A 21,237-nucleotide genomic window follows, 5' to 3' on the forward strand; every position below is an offset into this window, starting at 1 on the left:
GCGCCGGCACCCGGGCCAGTGCATACCGCAACATGCGGTATGCGTGCCCTGCGTGTGAAGCGGATCGTGCTTACTTACCCTCGTCGAACGCCTTGATAGCGGCGACCACGATGTCCATCTGTGCGTCGGTCAGTTCCGGGAAGATCGGAATCGACAGAATGCGCGACTGATTGGCGTAGGCGTTGGGGAAGTCGGCAGGCGTGTGACCCAGACGTTGATACGCCGGCAGGAACGGCAAAGCGACCGGGTAGTTGATCACGGTCGGGATGCCCTTGGCGCCCAGATACTTCGCCAGCTCATCACGACGCTCATGCTCGATGACGTACAGATGCCAGACCGGCTCGCGCCCTTCGGCGATATGCGGGACCTTGATCGAGGGCACGTCAGCCAGCAGCTTCGTGTAGCGTGCGGCGCGCTCCTGACGCTGCGCCGTCCACTTCGGCAGATGCGGCAGCTTGACCGACAGAATCGCAGCCTGAAGACCGTCGAGGCGGCTGTTGATCCCTTCGATCTGGTGATCGCCCTTCGTCAGACCACCGTGACGTGCAAACATGGCCATCTTGTCGGCCAGCGCGGAATCGTTGGTCGTTACGGCACCGGCATCGCCCATCGCACCGAGGTTCTTGCCCGGATAGAACGAATACGAGGCGGCATCGCCGAACGTGCCCACTTGCTTGCCCTTGTACTGCGCGAGGTGCGCCTGGGCGCAATCTTCGAGCACCCAGAGCTTGTGCTTGCGGGCGATTTCCATGATCGGATCCATGTCCGCCGCCTGACCGTACAGGTGAACGGGGATGATCCCCACGGTCTTCGAGGTGATCTTCGACTCGAGCGAACGCGGGTCCATCGTGTAGGTTTGCGCGTCCGTATCGCAGAAGACCACCGTGCCGCCAGCCTGCGTAATCGTCTCGGTCGTCGAAATCCACGAGTGCGCCGGCGCAATCACTTCGTCACCCGGCTTCACACCCAGCGCGAACATCGCGATGTAGAGCGAGTCGGTGCCGTTGGCGCACGACACGCAGTGCTTGCTTTGCATCAGTTCGGCGAACGCCTTTTCGAACTTGTCGACGTACGGGCCGCGCACGAACATCGATTTCTCGATGACTTCGGCGATCACAGCGTCGATATCGTTCTTGATGCCCAGATACTGGGCGTGCAGGTCGACGAAGGGGATGTTATTGCTCATAGCGTCTGCTCAATGTCCAGTTTTTTGACGAGGCGTGCGGGATTGCCGGCGTAGATGCCAGGCACTTCGATGTTCTTTGTCACAACGGCGCCGGCGCCGATCACCACACCGTCGCAGATCGTGACCGGCAAAATGGTGGCATTGCTACCGATGGAAACGCGATTGCCGATCCGGGTACTCTTCCAGAGCGACTTGTTGCCACGCGCCGGACCGCCGGTCGAAAACACGTCGTTGATGAACATCACGCCGTGCCCGATGAAGCAGTCGTCGCCGATGTCGACCAATTCGCAAACGAATGCATGCGACTGCACCTTCGTGCGATGACCGATGGTGACGCTTCGTTGAATTTCGACGAAGGGACCGACGAATACGTTGTCGCCGATGGTGCAGCCGTACAGATTGGCAGGCTCGATGACCGTCACGTTCTCACCGAACGTGACGTCGACGATGCCCGACTTCAGAATCCGGGGCGAACTCAAAAGGTGCCCCCGAGCTTGCAATGCTGCGGACGGAAGCGCAGATGCACTTCCTTACCGGTCTCGATGGACTCGTAAATGGCGTTGATCAGTTCCAGGCTCTTGCGCCCTTCTAGACCGTCGACCAGATGGCGACGGTTGTTCTGAATGCAGTCCACCACGTGTTCGTAATAAGCCTGGTGACCGAAACCGTACACGTTCGGCGGATTCACGGAGTACTTCTCCATGACGTCTTCGTCGCCCGGCATCGGTTCGGTGAAGTTCCAGACCTTCATCTTGTTCACGGCGAATCCGCCCACTTCCACGGTACCGGTCTCGCCCAGCACCGAGATCGAACCTTCGAGGTCTTTCGGACGCACGGCCGTGGTCGCCTCGATGACGCCCAGTGCTCCGTTGCGGAACTTGAGCGTGACGACTGCCGTGTCTTCGGCTTCGATCTTCGCCAGTGCCGTCGTGCCGCGAGCGAATACGCTGTCGACTTCGCCGAGCATCCATTCGAGCATATCGACGTGATGGCTCGCCTGATTGGTCAGCACGCCGCCGTCCATCGCCCAGGTGCCGCGCCAGGGGGCCTGATCGTAATATTCCTGCGTACGGCACCAGCGCACGCGCACCGTGCCGAGCACGAGCTTGCCGAAGCGGCCTTGCTCAAGCGCTTCGCGAAGCTTCACCACCGGCACGTTGAAGCGGTTCTGCTTCACGACGAACAGCTTGACGCCCGCGTTATCGCACGCGCGAATCATGGCGTCGGCGTCGTCGAGCGTCAGCGCCATCGGCTTTTCCACCACGACGTGCTTGCCGTACTTGGCCAAGTCCACCACGTTGCGGGCGTGATTGCCGCTTTCCGTCAGCACAACGACCGCATCGATGTTCTTCACGGTCTGCATCATTTGATGCATATCCGTGTAATGCGGGACAGAAAAGCGCTCGCCGAAGTCCTTCGCTTTCGCTGCATCGATATCGCACACGGCAGACAGCTGTGCACCTTCAATCTGCTTCAGACCGAGAAGTTCTGCATGTCGCTTGGCAATGCGACCACATCCCACCAACGCAAAATTCAACATCACACCCACCTGTATGTATGCAAATCAAATGATCATTCGTGGATTTCGCAAAACCCGTTGGCTTTGCTCACGACGCTTGTCGCTACGCCCCGGCGGAGATCATCGGGCGAATTAATCGCTGCCGAAAAGATCCCGCGTATATACCTTGTTCAGAACGTCCGCCAGCGCATCCGTTTTTCGGTTAGCGATGATAACGTCTGAATCTCGTTTGAACTCGTCCAGATCCCAGACGACGCGGAAGTGATTGAATTCTTCTTCTTTCAGCGTCGGCTCGTAGACGATGACTTCAATCCCGCGCTGCCGGATCTTCGTCATGATTTCCTGAATACTCGATGCGCGGAAATTATCGGAACCGGCCTTCATGATCAGACGGTAGACGCCGACCACCTTCGGCTTTTGCCGACAAACTTCATTGGCGATAAATTCCTTGCGCGTCGCATTCGCTTCCACAATCGCGTGAATCAGATTCTGCGGAACGTCGCGATAGTTCGCCAACAGCTGCTTGGTGTCCTTCGGGAGGCAGTAGCCCCCGTAACCGAAGCTCGGGTTGTTGTAGTGCGTGCCGATGCGCGGATCGAGGCCGACGCCGTCGACAATCTGACGCGAATCGAGGCCGTGCGCGGCCGCGTAGCTATCGAGCTCGTTGAAGTAAGCGACGCGCATCGCGAGGTACGTGTTCGCGAACAGCTTGATCGCTTCGGCTTCCGTACTGCCGGTGAATAGCGTCGGAATGTCCTGCTTGATCGCACCGCGCTTGAGGAGATTCGCAAAGGCTTCGGCACGCGCGGACTGCTCACCCACGACGATCCGCGAGGGATGGAGGTTGTCGTAAAGGGCTCGACCTTCGCGGAGGAACTCGGGTGAAAAAATCAGGTTTTCCGTACCGAATTGCTCGCGAGCATTGAGCGTATAGCCGACCGGAATGGTCGACTTGATGATCATCACAGCGCTCGGATTCACGTCCAGAACATCGCGAATCACCGCTTCGATCGACCGGGTGTCGAAATAATTCGTATCGGGATCGTAGTCCGTCGGCGTCGAAATGATGACGTAATCCGCACCGGCGTACGCTTCGTGCTTGTCGAGCGTAGCGCGGAAATTCAACGGCTTGTGCCTCAGGTATTCCTCAATCTCCGCGTCGTCGATGGGCGACTCGCGGCGATTGAGCATATCGACCTTTTCCGCAACGATATCGAGGCAGACGACTTCGTTATGCTGGGCCAGCAGAATGCCATTGGAAAGGCCAACGTATCCGGTTCCCGCGATGGCGATCTTCATTGGGTCACTCCCTGAAAATCGCCGTCCTGCTCGTCTTTGACTTCCTGCTTCAACGCCATGATCTCTGCTTTCAGCAATTCGTATTCTTCCATCTTGCGTTTGAGGAACCGGCTCGTCAGCGCCGCCTTCTGCGAAATACCGCGCGGCGTAAGAACGTAGACGTATCCGAACTTATTCTTCGAATTCGCAAAGTTCTGCATCTTCACCCAGCCCTTGTCCATCAGCGCTTTAAGGCAGTAATTCAAACCGCCTACACTGACGCCCAATTGCTCCGCCAATTCGCGTTGGGTCAGGTCCGGATTTTCATGCAGTATTCGCAATACCCGAAAATAGGTGTCCTCTTGTGTCTTGGCTTGTCGGCTTTGCATAAAACTGCCCATATCCCTCTGAATGGCACAGAACTCGACACATCTCGGTATACGCCACGCCTTTGCCCGCCCGGGAAATACCGGCGCACGACAAATGAGGTTTGTTTGAAGTTGAACAATTGTACTCGGAATCCCATTTGCCGGTCCAGCGCACTGGTTTCACCTTGGTGAAAGCGACCGGAACGGCACGGAAACCCGAAATTGATAAGCAGAAAAGACCGGGACGCCGAAAGCAAAAAACCTTGGAACACATTGTGCTTCCAAGGTTTTCCGATTCGGGTGGTGGAGCGGAGGAGGATCGAACTCCCGACCTTCGCATTGCGAACGCGACGCTCTCCCAGCTGAGCTACCGCCCCACACGAAGCTCTGATTATAGCGATTTTTCCGGGCGCGGCGAGCCGCCGACAAAATTGCTCGGGATTGCCCGTCCGGCGAGCCATCCCTGCGTTTTCGGAACGCTTCAGGCGGACCCCAGATTGCCCTTCATCCCCTTGATGACAGGGACTTTCGGCGCTTTCGCGACAATCGTCTTTTGCGCCTTGAGATGGCGAGCCACGACGTCCCAGACCGGCTCACCCTGCGCGCCTTCCGCCACCGGCGCCCAACCGGCCACCTTGTAGGTCTTGCCCGCCTCGATGAGCTTGCCGTTCAGGCGCATTTCCGAAATCCGCTGCCCCATCGGCGCCATCGGATCGATGGTGTAGTCCATGCCGCCCACGCGCACCATATCGCCACCCTGCTGGTAATACGGGTCCGGGTTGAACAGGTTGTCCGCCACGTCTTCGAGCACCGTCTTGATCGTCTCACCGGTCATGGGGGTGAGGGTCGTGTACGGATAGGTAATCGCCGTCTGGTCGAGCAGTTGCTCCATCGTGATCGCCTGGCCCGGCAGCAGCGACGTCCCCCAGCGAAAGCCCGGCGAGAAACCGATCTCGGCGTCCTTCTCGGCCATCACGGCGTCGAGCAGCAACTGGTCGAAGGTGCCATTGAAGTTGCCTCGGCGGTACAGCGTGCCTTCGGTGACCGCCAGCGGCTCGGCCAGCTTCGCCGCGAACGGTGCGCGCACGCGCTCGATGAGCGCCTGCATTTGCGCGTCCGCCGGCAGCAGGTTGGCGAACACCGGCAGGAGCTTGTAGCGGAAATCCACCGGCTTGCCGCCCTTCACGTCGAAGTCCAGCACCGCGAGGAACTTGCCGTTCGAGCCTGCATTGGTGACGAGCGTCTTGCCGCCAGCGTTTTCCACCACGACCGGCTTGGGCACGCCGTCATGCGTGTGGCCGCCGAGAATCGCGTCGATGCCGCGCACGCGCGACGCCAGCTTCAGGTCGACGTCCATGCCGTTGTGCGAGAGCACCACGACCACCTGCGCGCCCTTGCCGCGCACTTCGTCGACCATCGACTGCAAACGCTCTTCCTGAATGCCGAACGTCCAGTCGGGCACGAAGTAGCGCGGATTCGCGATCGGGGTGTACGGGAACGCCTGACCGATGATGGCCACCGGCACGCCGTTCATTGTCTTGATGGTGTACGGTGCGAACACCGGATCGCCGAAGTCGTTCGTCTGCACGTTCTGTGCGACGAAGTCGATCTTGCCCTTGAGTTGCTCTTCGACGACGGACTTCACGCGCTCCGCGCCGTAGGTGAATTCCCAGTGCGCCGTCATGACGTCGACGCCGAGGGCCAGCGTGGCGTCGACCATGTCCTGACCCTTCGTCCACATGGCGGTGCCGGAGCCTTGCCACGTGTCGCCGCCGTCGAGCAGCAGCGCCCCCGGGCGCGACGCCTTCATGCGCTTGACCAGCGTCGCCAGATGCGCGAAGCCGCCGACCTTGCCGTACGTGCGCGCAGCGGCGGCGAAATCGAGATAGGTGAAGGCGTAGGCATCCTGCGTGCCAGGACGCAATCCGTAGGCCTTCAGGAAAGCGTCGCCCACGAGGTGCGGTGCCTTGTTGGCCTGCTCGCCAATGCCCAGATTGACGCTCGGTTCACGGAAGTAGATCGGCAGCAACTGCGCGTGGCAGTCGGTGAAGTGCAGCAGATGCACGTTGCCGAATTTCGGCAGATCGTAGAACGCGGCGGCTGCCTTGGCCGCTGCCGTCTCATGATGCGACAGCGCCATCCCGCCTGCGGCCGCCACTGCCAGTACTTGCATGAACTCGCGTCGATTCATCTCGTCTCCGTTGCATCTGCGGGGCGAACGCATCTCACAATGCGTCGCCGCTGTTATTCGTGCGCGTTGGCTTTTGCGTCGATTCGCTCGTCGCGCCAGTTCACTTGCCTGCGTAGTCCGCGAGCGCCGCCACGTCCTCACCGAACATCTCGCCGACTTCCTTGCGCAAGACCTTGCCGTTGCGTCCGATCACGTACAGCTCCGGCAACCCGCGACGCTTGCCCAGCGCCGCCTGCCAGGCGTCCGTCTCCATCCCGGCGGGGAACGTGTAGCCGTGCGCCTTGATGTAATCGATAGCCTCTTGCGGCTTCTTGTCGATGGACAGCGTGACGATCTGGATCGGCTTGCCGCGCGTCGCTTCGTAAAGCTTCTGCACGTGCGGATTCTGCTGCGCACAGAACGGGCACCACGACGCCCAGTACTCGACGATGACCGTGCGGTCCTTGAAGGCGCTGGCGGGCAGCGTCTTGCCATCGAGCAACGTGAGCGACGGCAGTGTCACGGTGTCGCCGACTTCGAACGCCTGCGCAGGCGCGCTCGCGAGCATCGCCACCGCACTCAACACGATGGCCAGTCCATTAGCAGCGCGCGCCATGCGTGCGCGCACACGGCCGGGCCGTTCAGACCGGGCGAAAGCGTCAAATAGGGAAGTCATGCGGCACTCCGGAAGCCGTCGGCGGAGGTTGCCCCTCCGCCCGCACGGCAAAGGACAATCGCCTTATTGATTGACCGGCGAGGCCGGGTCGAGCAGCAGTGCCATGACATCCTTCAACTGCTTTTCCGTCAGGATGCCTGCCGCCCCGAAGCGCGGCATATTGGAGCAGGCCATGTAGCTGTGCGAGTCGTAGACCTTCGCCCACGTGTACTTGACCACTTCGGGCGAATCGCCGCGCAGCTTGCCGTAGTTATAGAGCGACGGACCGATGTTGCCGAACGAGATCTCGCTCTTGGTCAGTTGATGGCAGGCGTAGCAGTTGCCGCCGTTGACGGTGTCGGCCTTGTCGGTGAACTGCATGCCGCGTCCGTTCTGGGCGACCTTCTCGCCCTCCTTCCAGTCGCCGAGGTACTTGCCGTCCGCCGGTGCCTTGACGTTCGCCAGTTCGGCCTTTTGCAGACGCTCGGCGATCTTCGCCGGCATCGGCTTGGTCGCGTACTGCGTGCACAGCTTCTGCAATTCGCTCTGATCGATGCGATCGAGCTGCGCGATGCCCGAGCCACGGAACGAGTCGCGCAGTTCCTGCACGACGGCCGCGTCGGTAGTGCCGGTGACGCGCTTCACGCCGTCATCCTGAGCGAAGGCTGCGCCGACGACGAGAGCCCCGGCCGCTGCCAGCGCGACACACGTCGCGCGCAATGCGAATGATTTCATGGGTGTGCCTCGCAATCGGTCAGCGCTTCAGGCCGGGGGCGTCCATCTTGCCGCCGTTGGCCATCACACCGAGGAAAGTAATCAGATCGATCGACGCCTGCGAACCGTAGTTCAGCTCGGGCATGCGCTGCTGACGGAAGCAGTCGTACATGCGCCACTGAATCGTGCGCAGCGCGCCTTGCGAGACACGGTAGCCCGGCCACGTCGCGAAGGCCTGACGTGCGGCCGCCGGTTTGGTCAGGTTCGGCAGATCCTGCAAGCGAATGCGCTTGTCGTCCGCCCCGTGGCACGAGGCGCACGAGAAGTCGTACGGACCGGCACGGTAATAGAAAATCTTCTGGCCGCGCGCGTAGGCTTCCTTCTCTTCCTTGTGCGACTGCGGCACGCGAATGAGTGCACCGCGCGACTGACCTGCCACGTAAGCGGTGAGCGCTTCGAGATCGGTCGGATCCTGGCCTTCCTTGGAGAACGGTTGCTTGATGACGTCCGCGCGCTTGAAGCCTTGCAGATTCACCATGCATTCGACGATGCGCGACTCGCCATCGAGCACACGTTTCGTATCCGGGAAGTAGCGCGGCAGTTGCGCGTAGGCGTCTTTCACGACACCGGCGCCGAGCCCGAGGTCGCACTGCGCGAGCGACACGTTGTTCGGGCCACGCGGCGTCTTCCAGAGTTCTTCGCCGCGCATTTCGATAAGTTCCGCCGGGTTGCCGTCGGCGAGCATTTCGCGATATTGCGCGATGGCGTCGGCCGTCGAGTTGTCGGCCGCGTTTGCGGTGCCGACGAGCGTGGCGACGGGCACGCCAACGCCCGCAATGGCGAGCAGGCCACCCAGCACGGTACGGCGCAGCCATGCCGCCGATGTGATGTCGCGTGGGGTGCTCACCCGTGCGCTATGTTGCGCCTCTAGCATCTGACTCTCCTCTTTTTGTGGGTTGTTCGGCGCACCACGGGCAGACGCGTTTCGTCTTCCCGCGAGCGCCACCGCACAGCTTCCCGGCATCGCCTGTCAGGCGACGGTCACCTCGTCGGTACGCGAGTCGCCCTTGTTGTCGGTCCACGTCACCGCGACCTTGTCGCCCTTCTTGCCGCCCTTGAACTTGAACGACATGAACGGATCCTTCGACACGGCCGGACCCCATTCGGCCGTCAGCACCGTCTTGCCGTTGCAGGTGACCGTGACCGTCTGGATGAAGTGTGCGGGGACGATGTTACCGGAAGCGTCCTTGCGCTGGCCGGTTTCCATGATGTGGCTCATCAGCGCCTTCACTTCGACGACACCGCCGGCCTCGGTTGCGCGAATGCGCATCGGATTACCCATGTTGTGCTCCTCTAGCCTTATTCGATGCGTCGCTCAACCGCCGCAGCCACCCAGCGTGACCTTGATTTCCTTCTCGGCCACGAGGTACTTGTTGTCTGCCTTGACCAGCGCGTAGACCTTCGACGTCTGGCCCATCTTCACGCGCGTGGTGACCGACGGCTCGGTGCCGTCGGGAATATCGAACGACGCGGCGAGCGTGTTCGGATTCTTCTCGATCAGGATGGCGATCGATTGCGTATTCGGGGCCTTGCTCGTCACTGCCACCGGCACGACCGCGCCGTTTTCGGCGATGTCGGGAGCCGTCAGCACGACCAGGTCGCTGGGGCTCGCGCTCGTGCCGCCGAGCGCCTTGACCGTATCGGCCACGCTCTTGGTGGCAAACGCCGCCTTATTCCATTCCACCTGTGCCGCGCGGGCCTCTTCGGGCTTGATCAGCCCGGCGGCCACCGCCAGTCCCATTACCGCGGAAAACCGCAGCATGTCGCGTCGCTGTTGGTTCATCTCTGTGTGTTTCCTCTTTGAAGGCCGCCGGCGCACGTCTGAACACTTCATGCGTGACGCCGGCCGCCGTTCGCTCGTCCGATGTTCCGGCGAGCCCCCTGCCCCTGCTTACTTCGCCGGGGCGCCAGCCAGAACCCAATCCACCAGGATCTTGGCGTCAGCATCCGACATATTCGGGTGAGCCGGCATCGGGATCGGCCCCCAGACACCCGAACCACCACTCTTCACCTTCTTGACCAGCTTGGCCACCGCATCCTTGTCGCCCTTGTACTTGGCAGCGACTTCCTGATACGACGGGCCCACGAGCTTCTTGTCGACCGCGTGGCAACCCATACAGGCGTTGGCTTGCGCGAGCTTGGTCGCAGCGGCGACATCGACACCTGCATGAGCCAGCGAAGTACCGGCAAGCATGGCCGCAGCGATGAGCATCTTCTTCATTCTTACTCCTTCGGTTTGTGTTGGGGACGGGGTCCTGCGGCGGCCTGGAGAGTCGGCGCATCCGTCGGACACCCTGCCCGCTCAATGTGCACCACGAAGAATCCAGTCGACCATCGTACGGATATCGGTTTCTGCAACCTGTGATTGCGGCGGCATAGGCATGCTGCCCCAATTACCGGCACCTCCGGCACGTATCTTCGCCACCAGTACATCAGTCGCATTCGACTGCCCATGGTACTTGGCGGCGACCTCCGAGAAGGCGGGCCCGATCTTCTTGTCGGTAACGCCGTGACAGGCCAGACAACCGTTCTTATCCGCAAGCGTTGCTGCCGGTGACGTCGCAGCGGCGGTTTGGGCCGGCGCGTCCGGACTCGCCATACCGAGCGTGGCGAGAGCCGCAGTCCTGCGCACCGACGCATTTTGCGCGGCGGTGCCCGACAGCGGCGGCAGCTTCGTATCGACACCACGCACCGGGCCGATGACCCGGTTTTGCGCGGCCAGATCTCCATGTGCGTCGCGGGCGTACGCAGGGAGTGCGGACGTCACGATACCAGCCTCAGGGCAATCCTGCATACACGCCTTGTTATGGGTATCCGGTTTGTCGCCCACGCGCCACATGCCGTGCGCACGCGTCATGCCGTTGCGATTGGGCATCAGTTTCTGCACGTCGCCGATGTTCTTATCCGACAGCACGAAGTCCGCCGGCACGATCTCGCCGAGGTTCAGGATGTAGGCCGTCACCGCGTACACCTCGTCGGGTGTGAGCGAGCGCGGCGCGTTCCACGGCATGGCGCGACGGATGTAGTCCCACATGGTGGAGACCGTATCGACCTTCATGAGCGTGGTGCGCACCGGCTGATTGTTTGCGCGCAGCGAGGCGACGTGGCCCGTCTTGATGTCGTCGGCCGTCGTGCCGCCCACCAGTGGATTGAAGACCTCGTTGCTCTCCCCGAACGTGCCGTGGCACGACGCGCAGCGCGCATCGAACAGCTTCTGCCCGTCGGCGACCGAACCTTGCCCCTTGGGGAGCCCCTTGAAATCGGGACGTACGTCAATGTCCCACGCGCCGAGTTCTGCGGGCGTGGCGTCGCGTCCGATACCGCCCGGGGCTTTGATAGGCGATGCAGGCGTCGCCGACGTCACGGAGGCGGCCTGCGACGCCTGCGTTGCCTTCGCGGCGTGTGCAGGCGTTGCAAACCACGTGGCGACGGTCAGTCCCGCGACGGCCAGCGCACCGGCCCAGAGCGCAGCAATCGCGGTGGATTGCGCGCGACGGCGCAGCGTTCTCATGGACACGCGCATCGGCATGCGCTCAGTCGACGTGAACATTGGTCACCTCCCCGTTCGCTGCCACCTGCCACGTCTGGATCGCATTGTTGTGATAGATCGACTTGGTGCCGCGCACTTCGCGCAGTTGTCTGTAGCGCGGTTGCACGAAGCCGGTTTCGTCGACGGCACGGCTTTGCAGCAAGGCGGGCGAGCCGTCCCACTGCCAGTCGAAGTTAAAGCGCGTGAGGCATTTCGGGAGCACCGGCGATTCGAGCCGCGCGGCGCGCCACGATTTGCCGCCATCGGTGGAGACGTCCACGCGTTTGATCCGTCCTCTGCCCGACCATGCAAGGCCCGTCACATTGAAGTAGCCCCGGTCGAGCAGGGCCTGTCCACCCGAGGGCGACGTGATGACGGACTTGCACTCCTGAATCGACGTGTACTGACGGTGCTGGCCGTCGGGCATCAGATCGACGTAGTGACTGGTTTCATCCTTGGTATTCCACGGCGCGTCGCCGACTTTGATGCGACGCAGCCATTTCACCCACGACACGCCCTGCACGCCCGGCACCACCAGACGCAGTGGGTAGCCGTTCTCCGGGCGCAGCATTTCGCCGTTCATCCCCCAGGCGACGAGCACGTCCGAGAGCGCCGCCTCCATGGAGATGGTGCGCGTCATGCCGGAGCCGTCGCCCCCTTCAGCCAGCACGAACTGGCCTTTCTTCGTGTCTGCGCCCACATCGTCGAGCAACACGGACAGCGGCACGCCGGTGAACTCGCAGCACGACAGCATGCCGTGCGTGTACTGGACGGTCGGCACGGCGGCATTGCCCCACTCCATGCCGGTGTTCGCTCCGCATTCGATGAAGTGCATGCGCGAGACGGACGGCAGTCGCATGATGTCGTCCATCGTGTACACCTTCGCTTCGCGCACGAGGCCGTGCACCATCAGTCGGTGCTGCGTCGGATCGATCTCCTGCCAGCCCTGATGATGACGCTCGAAGTGCAGGCCACTCGGTGTGATGATGCCGAACAGGCCCTGAAGGGGCGTGAAGGCGACCGAGGCCTGCGCCGTCTGCGTAAGCCCCGGCGACTGACGCCGTTGCAGGTTCGCCTCGTACTTCGACGGCATGCCATAGGGACGTGCCGCCACCGGCTGGCCAAGCGACGTGGCCCACGGGCGCGGCTCGAGAATCATCGGGTCACCGGCACCCGGCACGCCGTTGGGCGCGTCGGCGGCAAATGCCGCACCGCCCGCGAGTGCCGCGCCTGCGGCGAGGAAACTGCGTTGCAGAAAGCCGCGTCGCGAGGGGTTCAACCCGTCGCGCGTGACGTCGGCAGCGAACGTGCCGTCGATGAAATTCTCCGGAGCCCGGCGCAAACGGCCGGCTCGCGATTTGTCATCGCTTGTTTTGCTCACCCCTGTCTCCTCGCGTTTTGTGGCGTCCGCCAGCATCGCGAGGACACTGGCGGGTTACAGCTTATGTATTAATTTCCGCGTGGCATGAAGCCATCGACGGCACGCTCTGGCAGCGCTTCCTCCTCGATTCGGCCAGCCACCTGCACGCACACGGCGCGACAGATCTCGACCACCCCGGTATCCGCAATCGTGTAGTACACCTGGTTCCCGTCGCGACGCCGCGAGAGCACCCCCGCCTGATACATCGCGCCGAGATGCCGGGACACGTTGGTCTGCGACGACCCGACTTCCGTCACCACCTCGTTCACCGAGCGCTCGCCCCCGCACAGCGCGTGCAGGATCTTCAGCCGCGTCGGCTCGGACAGCAGGCTGAAGTAGTGCGACACCTTTTCGAATACGCGATCGAGTTCTTCCATGACGGTCAGTCTTCAAGTTCGTGCGAAGGCACATAGAATTTCGTATATGCCTACATACGCATATACGGATAATCAAAATAATGGGCGAAGGAAGCAAGCTGCACTGCAACATATCGGACACCGATCTATCGGCTGCGCGATGATCGCGGGCGTCCGAAAAGGCGAAGTTTCCGTGTATACGGCTGGATATAGCGCGCGACACTGCAATCGACTGCGAGACGCACGTCGCCATCGGCGTCAGAAGACGCGTCGGAACACACGAAGACCGAGGGAGCATCGGCATCAGGGAAAAACCTGATAAGAAAATTGATGAGGGACGACACAAACAATCGGGGCGACGCTCATGCAGATATTGCACGAGCGTCGCCCCGCAGCATCCTACCGGACCTGGCGGTCCCCCGCTTATTCGAACTGATACGACCAGTTCGCGTTAAAGCGCACCGGACGGTTCGGTGAGTTGGTCGGCGCGTCTGCCATCGGCTTGGCGACCGACAGGTCGAGCGTGTAGTACTTGCTGTCGGAGATGCGCACACCGAGGCCCACGGACGCCAGTTGATTGTGGAACAACTGACCGGCGTTCAGATAGACGCGGGCAGTGTCGAGCAACAGATACGGCTGAATCGTCTTCAGATACCGGAAATCGGTGCGGAACATGCGGTTCAGCTCGATGGATGCGCCCCAGCCTTTGTCCGCCGCAATTTCACCCGCCGGATAGCCCAGACCGTAGCGCTGACCGCCGAACGTCGCTTGCTCGGACGTCGGCAGCGTGTTGCTGCTGTACTGCGCGCCCGCCGAGACGACGACACCGAAGTCCCACGGCAACACCAACCCTTGCTTGGCGTCGAGGTTGAAGCGCCAGAAGGCGAGATCGTACGGCCCGAGAATCTGCTGGATGCCCGCAGGCTGCGTCGTGTACGACTGGCTCGCCCCCATCCCGTTAAAGCCCTTGAAGACGCCCAGCGTGGCGCTGCGCGTTTGCTTCTCGGTCACTTCGTTGTACGCCAGTTGCACCTGTCCGGCGCGAACGTTCGTCTGCGAGTTGATGTTGTTCGGCGAGTTCGGCACTTCGTAACGGTCGCGGGAGTTCACGCCATACATGCCGCCGCTGACCGTCAGGCTGCGCTGGTTGTTGAGCAGGATCGGGTACGACAAGCTCACCGCGACGCGCTTGGTGTCGAGGTGACGCGTGAGGCCCGCGAGCGCCTGATCGTCCGGCTGGCCGCGATAGTGCGAGGCGTCGAGCCGCGCCTGAAGCCCGTTCGAGCCCAGCGGCTGTACGTACGACGCTGCGTAGAACTCTTCGTCGTTGTGTCCCTTCGGGGCGATGGCCGTCAACTGGATCTGTTCGCCCAGCGGCGTGAGCGCGTTGCTCGTGACGGTGAAAACGCCGCGAATGCCCGGGTTGTTATACGTGAGCGACGTGCCCAGCGCGACGGGCTGACGCTGCACGTCCAGCGACAGTTCGGTCGCGCCATCGGTCTGCGTGGGTGGCTGCACGTCGGCCTTGATCTTCATGCCGGGCACAAGCGTGAGCAGATTCAGATAGCGCTCGAAGGTCGCGCGCTTGAGCGGACGCTCCGCCTCGATGTGCGCGGCGATGTCGCGCAACCGCTGCTCCGACGGCCCGGGCTTGCCGCTGATCTTCGTGCTGGAGATATACCCTTCGACGATAGTCACGCGTACGAAACCGTCGTTGAAATCCTGCGCGGGGACGAAGGCGAACGACAGCAGGTAGCCCGCGTCCTGATACATCTTCGTGACCTGATTGGCCTTCTCGACGAGATCGCCGACGGTGACTTCCTTGCCAGCCATCGGCGAGAACAGCGCCGCGATCTGCTCGAACGGCAGCGACTTCACGCCCTCGATACCGAAACGCTGCGGGGTGATCTTGCGCGCGAGCAACGACTTGAGCGCGTCTTCCTGTGTCGGCGGCTGGATGTGGATGGTGGCCGGTGCGGCTTTGGGCGCTTCGATCTTCGGCAGACTCTGCATCGGATCGCCGCGCACCGGACTGGCATCGGCCCAGGCGTACTGCGTGCCGAGCAGACTCAGGGAGCAAAGCGATACGGCGACGATCTCGGCAACACGTACGGCACTTCGGCGTACGGTATTGCGGTGTACGACATCACGATTGCGAACAGACTTGACCGAGTCCTCACGCGCGACGCGTGACGCAAGACGGGACTCTCCCTGGCGATACGCCATCCCTATGCCCCCCAACGCTTATTTTTTCGTGGAGCCAGTGTAACCGCGAGGGGTAAGGCCCCGTCAACGGGGGAAACCGGGGGATTGCAGCGCGCCGACAACACGTGCGTCGGGCGCGTCGTAAGGACGTAGGTTGCGCCGCTTAGAGACTCTCCTCCAAACGCGATTCGACCGCGTCGAACGTCGCCCAAACCCGCCTGAACACGGCGTCAGGCCAGCATGTCGGCCCAGATACCCTGCGCCCATGCGAGTCCCAGCGCGAATTCCTCTTGCGTGGCCCGTGGCGACGCGCCGCCCGTGCCTTGCACCGGCATCATGGTGTGCTGCGCTGCGTCATAGCGATGCACGCTGGCGACGTGCATCGCTTCGGTGGACGAAACGAACGTGTAGCAAGTGTTGCTGTATAGCGGTTCGGGATTGACGGGACGGCCGGCTAACGTCGCGACGATGGCCGCCGCGCAGACCTTGCCGTGCTGATTGGCCATGTGACCCGATTTCGGCATTTGGGGCGCGATCTGGATGGCGTCGCCGAGGATATGGATGTCGGGTTGCGCAGCGCAGGCAAAGGTCAGGAAGTCGACGTCGCACCAGCGACCGTTGGCCGTCGCCAGTCCGCTTTGCACGGCGATGTCGCCCGCGCGCATCGGCGGAATGACGTTCAGCACGTCGGCGCGGATTTCCTCACCCAGCTCGAAGCGCGCCAGCGGCGTCTTGCCGTCGGCCACGACCTCCGTGCAGTTGAACTGCGGGTGGTACTCGACCATGTCCGCGAATTGGGTTCGCCAGACGTCGTGGAACTGCTCCGCTTCGGCCAGCACTTCGTTGTTGGCGTCGAAGATCAGCACTTTGGCGCGCGGATTGTGCTGTCGCAGCCATGCCGCCGCCTGACACGCGCGCTCGTAGGGCGCGGGTGGACAGCGGAACGGCGCTTCGGGAATCGTGATGGCGAACACGCCACCGTCGGGCATCGCCTTCAGCCGCGCGTGCAGCGTGGCGGTCTCGCGCGCGTCCGTCCAGCCGACGGGCAACGCCTCGCGCGTCGCGGCATCGTTCAGACCGGCGATGGCGTCGCGACGAAGCGAGACGCCGGGCGCGACGATCAGCTTGTCGTAGGCGAGGCTTGCGCCGTCCGCCAGCTTGACCTGCTTGCGCGCCGCGTCGATGGCAGTGGCACGCGTGCGTCGCCAGGCCACGCCGTGCCGCGACACGAGCCGGCCGTATGGCACCGTGAGGTCGCTTACGCGCAGGTTGCCGCCGACCACGAGGTTCGATAACGGAGACGAAACGAAGGCGGGATTCGGTTCCACGAGCGTGACGTCGATCGTGTTACCGGAGAGCACGCGCAGCGCTTTCGCAGCCGTTGCCCCGCCGAACCCGCCGCCAATGACAACCACGCGGGCGCGGCTTTTGACAGGCGTCGGCCAGAGTGGCGCAGCGGATGCAGCGCACGGGATGGACATGCCGACCGTTCCGGCGAGCGCGGCCGTCGAACTCAGGCCGAGAAGGAATTGGCGGCGGTGCATGCGCGGGCGGCCTATCGGGACGAAGCAGAGGGTTGGGGCTGCGCAGCGAAGTACGCGGCGATGCGCTGCAATTCGTCCTCGCGATAGCCCTTGAGCAGTTGCGGCATCAGCGTCGCGGGACGCTTTCCATCACGCAGGGATCGGAGCGAGTCCATCAACTCTGCCGCCGGACGTCCGTCTAGCACGGTCAGCGTCGCCTTCCCCGCGCTGACCGGGGCCGACGCGTTGTGGCAACTCATACAAGCCATCGCCCAATCGCGCGCCTGCCAGTCCGGTTCTGCGCGCGAAGACTGCGCCGCAGAAGGTGCCACGTACACCGGTGACGCCGCGCGTACGCCCGAAGCGGGCGACGCCTCGGCTGCCGAAGCAACCTCCGATACGGCAAACCCAAGGCTTGCCGTCAAAACGAACGCCGCCGCAATCGTCCGGCTCGCCTTGCGGCGAAGGGGACGATTGCGGCGGCGTGTGTCCGGGCAATACCCGGTAAGCATGCGCAAGGAGAAGCTCCGCAGCGCTGCGTCGATCAGTTGCCGGTCTTGTTCGACGGACCCGGCTTGACCGGTCCTTCGCTGATCGGCGCGGGCGACGAGAGCGGCTTGGCCGTCACGGTGTCGTTGCCAATGGGCGTAGTCGTGACCGTGGCCGCATTGGTGTCATCCTGCACCGGCGCCGGGTTCTTTTCGGCTTCGGTCGACAGGCGCTGCGCCTCTTCCGGCTTCACGTATTCATACAGCTTGACGACCTTCTGCACGCCGTCGATGCGGCTCGCCACGTTCGCGCCGATGGTGCCCTCTTCCTGCGACACCAGCCCCATCAGATAGACGTCGCCACGCTCCGTCACGACCTTGAAGACGTTGGCCGAGATTTCCTTCGTGTTGATCAGGTTCGCCTTGACCTTGCTGGTGATCCACGCGTCGTTCGAGCGCGAGCCGAACGAGCTCTTCGGCCCGATGGCCAGTTCGTCGACGATGCCGCGCACGTTGCTGATCTGCTTGACGATGTTCACGGCGGCTTGCTTGGTGGCGTCGTTCGGCACTTCGCCGGTGAGCAGTACGCGACGGTTGAAGACGGTCACATTCACGTGCACGGCGTCGTCGGTCAGCGTATTGGCGATGTTGGCTTCGGCCTTGACCTGAATCTCGCGGTCTTCCGTTTGCGCGCCGACCGAGCGACGGTCAGTGGCAACGAGTGCGCCTGTCGCGGCGCCGCCGAGGATGATGGGGGCGCAACCGGCGAGGGTTGCGGTAATCAGGGCTGCCGCAATCAGCGGCTTAATCACACGTTGCAGACTTTGAACGCTTTGGGCGCGTCGGAAACTCATCGGGCTTTCTCCTTCCAGGATGTTCGGACGGGACGGCCCCCGCCGCGCCCGGTCGGCACCGCTCGCCCCCGCGACCCGGTGCCCGTCACATGATCTTGACGCCTTAAGATGACAATAGGTTCACTCGTCGCCAAGCAGCATCGAGTCGATCAGGTCGCACAGACAGTGAATCGTGAGCAGGTGCACTTCCTGAATACGGGCCGTGCGCTGGGCCGGCACGCAGATGTGCACGTCCAGTTCGCCCAGCACGTCGTTGGTCTTGCCGCCCCCCTTGCCCGTGAGCGCGATCACGTGCATGCCGCGCTCGTGTGCGGCCTCGATCGCCTTGAGCACGTTGCCGGAGTTGCCCGACGTGGTGATGGCCAGCAGCACGTCGCCTTCCTGGCCGAGCGCGCGGACCTGCTTGGAGAAGATGACGTCGAAGTTGTAGTCGTTGCCGACGGCCGTCAGGATCGACGAGTCCGTGGTCAGGGCGATGGCCGGCAGTTCGGGGCGTTCGCGCTCGAAGCGGCCGACGAGTTCGGCGGCGAAGTGCTGGCAGTCGGCGGCCGAGCCACCGTTACCGCATGCGAGAATCTTGTTGCCGTTGGCGAGGGCCTCGACCATGACGTCCGCAGCGGCGGCGATATGGTGAGCCAGTTCGTCGCGCGCGGCCAGCTTGGTCTCGACGCTATCCGTGAAGTGTTGCTGAATTCGTTCGATCGACATGGTCGTTTGCCAGGGTGTCGCAAAAGCTGCCAGCCTTGCGTGGGCTGGCGTTCAGATGCCGTCAGTCTTGAATGGCGGCAATTTCGCAAGTGTAACAGGGCCGACGGGCAAGGGTTCGGCCGCGCCCCGACTCAGAGGTCGTCCGCTTGAAACGCGTCGGGCAGCCAGTGCACCACGGGCGGACGCCCGTCGAACGTCACCACATCGAAGCGGCATCGCGCCGCCGGACGCCGCAGCAGATAGTGCCGGGCGGCGAGTGTGAGGCGTCGCCGCTTTGCGAGCGTGATGCTTTGCGCCGCCCCCCCGAAGTCGCTGCGCGCACGGGCGCGCACCTCGACGAATACCAGCACGCCGGTTCGATCCCGCATAATGAGGTCGATTTCGCCGCCCCGACACTGATAATTGCGGGCGACGAGCCGCCAGCCGCGCCGCTCCAATAGCGCCTGCGCGCGCCCCTCGAACGAAACTCCTAGCTGATTCGACATGGTTGTTCCGATGCTTTTCGTGACCGGCAAGGCCGGCACTGTCCGAATTCCGATGCACGTCATGCCCTGCATGCCGGTGCCCACACGTATGGGAGACCGATGCGATGGATGAGCGTCTGATGTCGCTGGCCGAGGGTCAGCACTACCCCCCAGGCACCCTGTACGTCGTGGCCACCCCGTTGGGCAACACGGCCGACATCACTGTGCGGGCCCTGCATATCCTCGGCATGGTCGACGCCATCGCCTGTGAAGATACGCGCAACAGCGCGTTGTTGTTGCAGCGTTACGGCATCGATAAGCCGCTGATTGCGGCCCATCAGCACAACGAAAACGAAGCGGCGACGCGACTCGTGGAGCGCCTGCGCGGCGGCGAACGGATTGCCTACATTTCGGACGCTGGCACGCCGGGCATCTCGGATCCGGGGGCACGACTGGTCGATGCGGTGCGTGCGGCGGGCCTCGGCGTGGTACCGGTGCCGGGCGCGAGCGCGGTGATCACGTTGCTGTCGGCGGCGGGCGCGTGGGTGGAGACGTTCACGTTCGTGGGCTTCCTGCCGTCGAAGTCGCAGCAGCGCGCACAGGCGATTGCCACCCTCACCGGATCGACGGCCGCGCAGGTGTTCTACGAAGCGCCGCACCGGATCGTGGAGACGGTGGCGGCACTGGCCGAGGGGCTGGGCGGCGAGCGCCGCCTGCTGATCGGACGCGAATTGACCAAGCGCTTCGAAGACATTCACGAGTGCGCGTTGAGCGAAGGTGTCGCGTGGCTGAAGGCGGACGCGAACCGTCAGCGTGGCGAATTCGTACTGGCGGTCTCGGGTGCGGCGGCAAGTGAGAGCGACGATGGCGTGGATGCCGAAGCGCAGCGCATCCTCGCACTGCTGGTCGCGGAGCTACCGACGAAGAGCGCCGCCAAGCTCGCCGCCGCGATTACGGGAGCGCCGAAGAACGCGCTGTACGAGCGGGCGCTGGCGTTGAAAAACGGCTGATCGAGCGACGTCTGACCGCCACATTCAAGCGCACAAAAAAATCGGAATTCTCTGGTGGGATTCTCGGCCATCCCCCAAAGCCGAGAATCGACAAACGACCTATGATTGGCTCGTTCTCAGGGTCTCGGCCAATGCGCGCAAGCGGATGGGCCGCCTCCCCCCGGGCCTGATGAGACATGACATGAAAATCATCCTTGCCAGCGCATCGATCGGAATCAGCGAATTGAAATCAAACCCCAGCGCCGCCATCAACCGTGCCAACGGTCCCGTCGCCATCCTGAATCGCAACACGCCGGTGGCATATCTCATTCCCGCCGCGGATTGGGAAACGATCTGCGAACGCCTGGACGACGCCGACCTCGCCGACATCATCCGTTCACGCGCCGGTGAAACGCCGGTGAGTACGAAGCTTGACGACTTATGACCTGCAATTTCTCCCTTCTGCGCTCAAGGAATGGCAGGCTCTCGACGCCTCGATCCAACGCCAGTTCAAGACAAAACTGCGCAGGCGCTTACAGCAACCGCAGGTGCCTGGCAGTCGATTGAAGGCCATGCCCGACTGCTACAAGATCAAACTTGCCTCAGCGGGCTATCGACTTATCTATCGAGTCAATGAATCAGCCATCACCGTGCTGGTCGTGGCCGTAGGGAAACGAGAGAACCTCAAGGTCTACCGCAACGCCAGTGAGCGATTGACATAGGTGCGCGAACGCCCTCGGCCAAACCGAGG

Annotated in this window: 24 protein-coding genes and 1 tRNA gene; 3 read left to right on the forward strand and 22 right to left on the reverse strand. The window is 62.7% G+C overall.

The features are described from left to right. Positions 1 to 70: 70 nt before the first annotated feature. From NTU39_RS25710 to NTU39_RS25815, 22 genes are all read right to left on the reverse strand, one after another. Positions 71 to 1,186: a DegT/DnrJ/EryC1/StrS family aminotransferase gene (locus NTU39_RS25710; protein WP_150663598.1), complete on the reverse strand. Its 1,116-nt coding sequence runs from the start codon at positions 1,184 to 1,186 to the stop codon at positions 71 to 73. Further along, positions 1,183 to 1,665: an acyltransferase gene (locus NTU39_RS25715; protein WP_257958856.1), complete on the reverse strand. Its 483-nt coding sequence runs from the start codon at positions 1,663 to 1,665 to the stop codon at positions 1,183 to 1,185. The genes NTU39_RS25710 and NTU39_RS25715 overlap by 4 nt, the downstream gene beginning before the upstream one ends. Then, on the reverse strand, positions 1,662 to 2,726 hold the full coding sequence (locus NTU39_RS25720; protein WP_150663600.1) for a Gfo/Idh/MocA family protein: 1,065 nt from the start codon (positions 2,724 to 2,726) through the stop codon (positions 1,662 to 1,664). Before NTU39_RS25720 ends, NTU39_RS25715 begins: the two co-directional genes overlap by 4 nt. Before the next feature lie 111 nt (positions 2,727 to 2,837). Then, positions 2,838 to 4,004: a nucleotide sugar dehydrogenase gene (locus NTU39_RS25725; RefSeq protein ID WP_150663601.1), complete on the reverse strand. Its 1,167-nt coding sequence runs from the start codon at positions 4,002 to 4,004 to the stop codon at positions 2,838 to 2,840. Further along, complete coding sequence (locus NTU39_RS25730; protein WP_150663602.1) at positions 4,001 to 4,372, reverse strand: MarR family EPS-associated transcriptional regulator; 372 nt, start codon at positions 4,370 to 4,372, stop codon at positions 4,001 to 4,003. Before NTU39_RS25730 ends, NTU39_RS25725 begins: the two co-directional genes overlap by 4 nt. A gap of 280 nt (positions 4,373 to 4,652) precedes the next feature. Then, positions 4,653 to 4,728: transfer RNA gene (locus NTU39_RS25735), tRNA-Ala, on the reverse strand. Between the two features lie 104 nt (positions 4,729 to 4,832). Then, positions 4,833 to 6,542 (reverse strand): thiosulfohydrolase SoxB, encoded by a 1,710-nt coding sequence (gene soxB, locus NTU39_RS25740; protein ID WP_233327306.1) that lies wholly within the window; start codon positions 6,540 to 6,542, stop codon positions 4,833 to 4,835. A 100-nt stretch (positions 6,543 to 6,642) separates the two neighbouring features. After that, positions 6,643 to 7,137, reverse strand: coding sequence for a TlpA family protein disulfide reductase (locus tag NTU39_RS25745; protein WP_257960139.1), 495 nt, complete (start codon positions 7,135 to 7,137; stop codon positions 6,643 to 6,645). A gap of 123 nt (positions 7,138 to 7,260) precedes the next feature. Continuing rightward, entirely contained in the window at positions 7,261 to 7,911 is a 651-nt protein-coding gene (gene soxX / locus NTU39_RS25750) for a sulfur oxidation c-type cytochrome SoxX (protein WP_150662036.1), read from the reverse strand. Between the two features lie 19 nt (positions 7,912 to 7,930). Further along, positions 7,931 to 8,749, reverse strand: a complete 819-nt coding sequence (gene soxA / locus NTU39_RS25755; RefSeq protein WP_150664163.1) for a sulfur oxidation c-type cytochrome SoxA — start codon at positions 8,747 to 8,749, stop codon at positions 7,931 to 7,933. A 171-nt stretch (positions 8,750 to 8,920) separates the two neighbouring features. Next, a complete protein-coding gene (soxZ, locus tag NTU39_RS25760) occupies positions 8,921 to 9,232 on the reverse strand; it encodes a thiosulfate oxidation carrier complex protein SoxZ (protein WP_150663604.1) in 312 nt (103 codons plus the stop codon). 33 nt (positions 9,233 to 9,265) lie between these two features. Then, entirely contained in the window at positions 9,266 to 9,733 is a 468-nt protein-coding gene (soxY, locus tag NTU39_RS25765; protein ID WP_039393898.1) for a thiosulfate oxidation carrier protein SoxY, read from the reverse strand. A 108-nt stretch (positions 9,734 to 9,841) separates the two neighbouring features. Continuing rightward, positions 9,842 to 10,171, reverse strand: a complete 330-nt coding sequence (locus NTU39_RS25770) for a c-type cytochrome (protein ID WP_150663605.1) — start codon at positions 10,169 to 10,171, stop codon at positions 9,842 to 9,844. Between the two features lie 81 nt (positions 10,172 to 10,252). Beyond that, positions 10,253 to 11,500: a c-type cytochrome gene (locus NTU39_RS25775; protein ID WP_246184493.1), complete on the reverse strand. Its 1,248-nt coding sequence runs from the start codon at positions 11,498 to 11,500 to the stop codon at positions 10,253 to 10,255. Then, positions 11,484 to 12,896 (reverse strand): sulfite dehydrogenase, encoded by a 1,413-nt coding sequence (gene soxC / locus NTU39_RS25780; protein ID WP_150663606.1) that lies wholly within the window; start codon positions 12,894 to 12,896, stop codon positions 11,484 to 11,486. The genes NTU39_RS25775 and soxC overlap by 17 nt, the downstream gene beginning before the upstream one ends. Positions 12,897 to 12,928: 32 nt before the next feature. Beyond that, positions 12,929 to 13,276, reverse strand: a complete 348-nt coding sequence (locus NTU39_RS25785; RefSeq protein WP_150577994.1) for an ArsR/SmtB family transcription factor — start codon at positions 13,274 to 13,276, stop codon at positions 12,929 to 12,931. 402 nt (positions 13,277 to 13,678) lie between these two features. After that, entirely contained in the window at positions 13,679 to 15,481 is a 1,803-nt protein-coding gene (locus NTU39_RS25790) for a ShlB/FhaC/HecB family hemolysin secretion/activation protein (protein ID WP_150663607.1), read from the reverse strand. Between the two features lie 209 nt (positions 15,482 to 15,690). After that, the gene (locus tag NTU39_RS25795; protein WP_257958857.1) at positions 15,691 to 17,004 is read right to left on the reverse strand and encodes an NAD(P)/FAD-dependent oxidoreductase; all 1,314 of its coding nucleotides are present in this window, start codon (positions 17,002 to 17,004) and stop codon (positions 15,691 to 15,693) included. Positions 17,005 to 17,015: 11 nt separating this feature from the next. Continuing rightward, complete coding sequence (locus tag NTU39_RS25800; RefSeq protein ID WP_150663609.1) at positions 17,016 to 17,501, reverse strand: c-type cytochrome; 486 nt, start codon at positions 17,499 to 17,501, stop codon at positions 17,016 to 17,018. A gap of 26 nt (positions 17,502 to 17,527) precedes the next feature. Next, positions 17,528 to 18,325 carry a BON domain-containing protein gene (locus tag NTU39_RS25805; RefSeq protein ID WP_150663610.1) on the reverse strand — a complete coding sequence of 266 codons (798 nt, stop codon included), beginning with the start codon at positions 18,323 to 18,325 and terminating at the stop codon, positions 17,528 to 17,530. 120 nt (positions 18,326 to 18,445) lie between these two features. Then, positions 18,446 to 19,033 (reverse strand): phosphoheptose isomerase, encoded by a 588-nt coding sequence (locus NTU39_RS25810; RefSeq protein WP_039393910.1) that lies wholly within the window; start codon positions 19,031 to 19,033, stop codon positions 18,446 to 18,448. 131 nt (positions 19,034 to 19,164) lie between these two features. Continuing rightward, positions 19,165 to 19,518 carry a YraN family protein gene (locus tag NTU39_RS25815; RefSeq protein ID WP_150664165.1) on the reverse strand — a complete coding sequence of 118 codons (354 nt, stop codon included), beginning with the start codon at positions 19,516 to 19,518 and terminating at the stop codon, positions 19,165 to 19,167. A 104-nt stretch (positions 19,519 to 19,622) separates the two neighbouring features. Between NTU39_RS25815 and rsmI the strand changes: the two genes are divergently transcribed. The 3 genes from rsmI (at position 19,623) to NTU39_RS25830 (ending at position 21,208) form a co-directional block, all read left to right on the forward strand. Further along, positions 19,623 to 20,507, forward strand: a complete 885-nt coding sequence (rsmI, locus tag NTU39_RS25820; RefSeq protein ID WP_150663611.1) for a 16S rRNA (cytidine(1402)-2'-O)-methyltransferase — start codon at positions 19,623 to 19,625, stop codon at positions 20,505 to 20,507. A gap of 181 nt (positions 20,508 to 20,688) precedes the next feature. After that, positions 20,689 to 20,931 (forward strand): type II toxin-antitoxin system Phd/YefM family antitoxin, encoded by a 243-nt coding sequence (locus tag NTU39_RS25825; protein ID WP_150663612.1) that lies wholly within the window; start codon positions 20,689 to 20,691, stop codon positions 20,929 to 20,931. Then, complete coding sequence (locus NTU39_RS25830; protein WP_257958858.1) at positions 20,918 to 21,208, forward strand: type II toxin-antitoxin system RelE family toxin; 291 nt, start codon at positions 20,918 to 20,920, stop codon at positions 21,206 to 21,208. Before NTU39_RS25825 ends, NTU39_RS25830 begins: the two co-directional genes overlap by 14 nt. Positions 21,209 to 21,237 lie beyond the last annotated feature (29 nt).

Origin of the sequence: Pandoraea commovens, assembly GCF_024704525.1 — a bacterium.
Lineage (GTDB): Bacteria > Pseudomonadota > Gammaproteobacteria > Burkholderiales > Burkholderiaceae > Pandoraea > Pandoraea commovens.

What these genes read in the sequence shown, in the direction of transcription:
- NTU39_RS25710 (WP_150663598.1), bottom strand. Translation starts at nt 1,186, where the DNA reads ATGAGCAATAACATCCCCTTCGTCGACCTGCACGCCCAGTATCTGGGC.
- NTU39_RS25720 (WP_150663600.1), bottom strand. Translation starts at nt 2,726, where the DNA reads ATGTTGAATTTTGCGTTGGTGGGATGTGGTCGCATTGCCAAGCGACAT.
- NTU39_RS25725 (WP_150663601.1), bottom strand. Translation starts at nt 4,004, where the DNA reads ATGAAGATCGCCATCGCGGGAACCGGATACGTTGGCCTTTCCAATGGC.
- NTU39_RS25730 (WP_150663602.1), bottom strand. Translation starts at nt 4,372, where the DNA reads ATGCAAAGCCGACAAGCCAAGACACAAGAGGACACCTATTTTCGGGTA.
- soxB (WP_233327306.1), bottom strand. Translation starts at nt 6,542, where the DNA reads ATGAATCGACGCGAGTTCATGCAAGTACTGGCAGTGGCGGCCGCAGGC.
- NTU39_RS25745 (WP_257960139.1), bottom strand. Translation starts at nt 7,137, where the DNA reads ATGGCGCGCGCTGCTAATGGACTGGCCATCGTGTTGAGTGCGGTGGCG.
- soxX (WP_150662036.1), bottom strand. Translation starts at nt 7,911, where the DNA reads ATGAAATCATTCGCATTGCGCGCGACGTGTGTCGCGCTGGCAGCGGCC.
- soxZ (WP_150663604.1), bottom strand. Translation starts at nt 9,232, where the DNA reads ATGGGTAATCCGATGCGCATTCGCGCAACCGAGGCCGGCGGTGTCGTC.
- soxY (WP_039393898.1), bottom strand. Translation starts at nt 9,733, where the DNA reads ATGAACCAACAGCGACGCGACATGCTGCGGTTTTCCGCGGTAATGGGA.
- NTU39_RS25770 (WP_150663605.1), bottom strand. Translation starts at nt 10,171, where the DNA reads ATGAAGAAGATGCTCATCGCTGCGGCCATGCTTGCCGGTACTTCGCTG.
- NTU39_RS25775 (WP_246184493.1), bottom strand. Translation starts at nt 11,500, where the DNA reads ATGTTCACGTCGACTGAGCGCATGCCGATGCGCGTGTCCATGAGAACG.
- soxC (WP_150663606.1), bottom strand. Translation starts at nt 12,896, where the DNA reads ATGCTGGCGGACGCCACAAAACGCGAGGAGACAGGGGTGAGCAAAACA.
- NTU39_RS25785 (WP_150577994.1), bottom strand. Translation starts at nt 13,276, where the DNA reads ATGGAAGAACTCGATCGCGTATTCGAAAAGGTGTCGCACTACTTCAGC.
- NTU39_RS25790 (WP_150663607.1), bottom strand. Translation starts at nt 15,481, where the DNA reads ATGGCGTATCGCCAGGGAGAGTCCCGTCTTGCGTCACGCGTCGCGCGT.
- NTU39_RS25795 (WP_257958857.1), bottom strand. Translation starts at nt 17,004, where the DNA reads ATGCACCGCCGCCAATTCCTTCTCGGCCTGAGTTCGACGGCCGCGCTC.
- NTU39_RS25805 (WP_150663610.1), bottom strand. Translation starts at nt 18,325, where the DNA reads ATGAGTTTCCGACGCGCCCAAAGCGTTCAAAGTCTGCAACGTGTGATT.
- NTU39_RS25810 (WP_039393910.1), bottom strand. Translation starts at nt 19,033, where the DNA reads ATGTCGATCGAACGAATTCAGCAACACTTCACGGATAGCGTCGAGACC.
- NTU39_RS25815 (WP_150664165.1), bottom strand. Translation starts at nt 19,518, where the DNA reads ATGTCGAATCAGCTAGGAGTTTCGTTCGAGGGGCGCGCGCAGGCGCTA.
- rsmI (WP_150663611.1), top strand. Translation starts at nt 19,623, where the DNA reads ATGGATGAGCGTCTGATGTCGCTGGCCGAGGGTCAGCACTACCCCCCA.
- NTU39_RS25825 (WP_150663612.1), top strand. Translation starts at nt 20,689, where the DNA reads ATGAAAATCATCCTTGCCAGCGCATCGATCGGAATCAGCGAATTGAAA.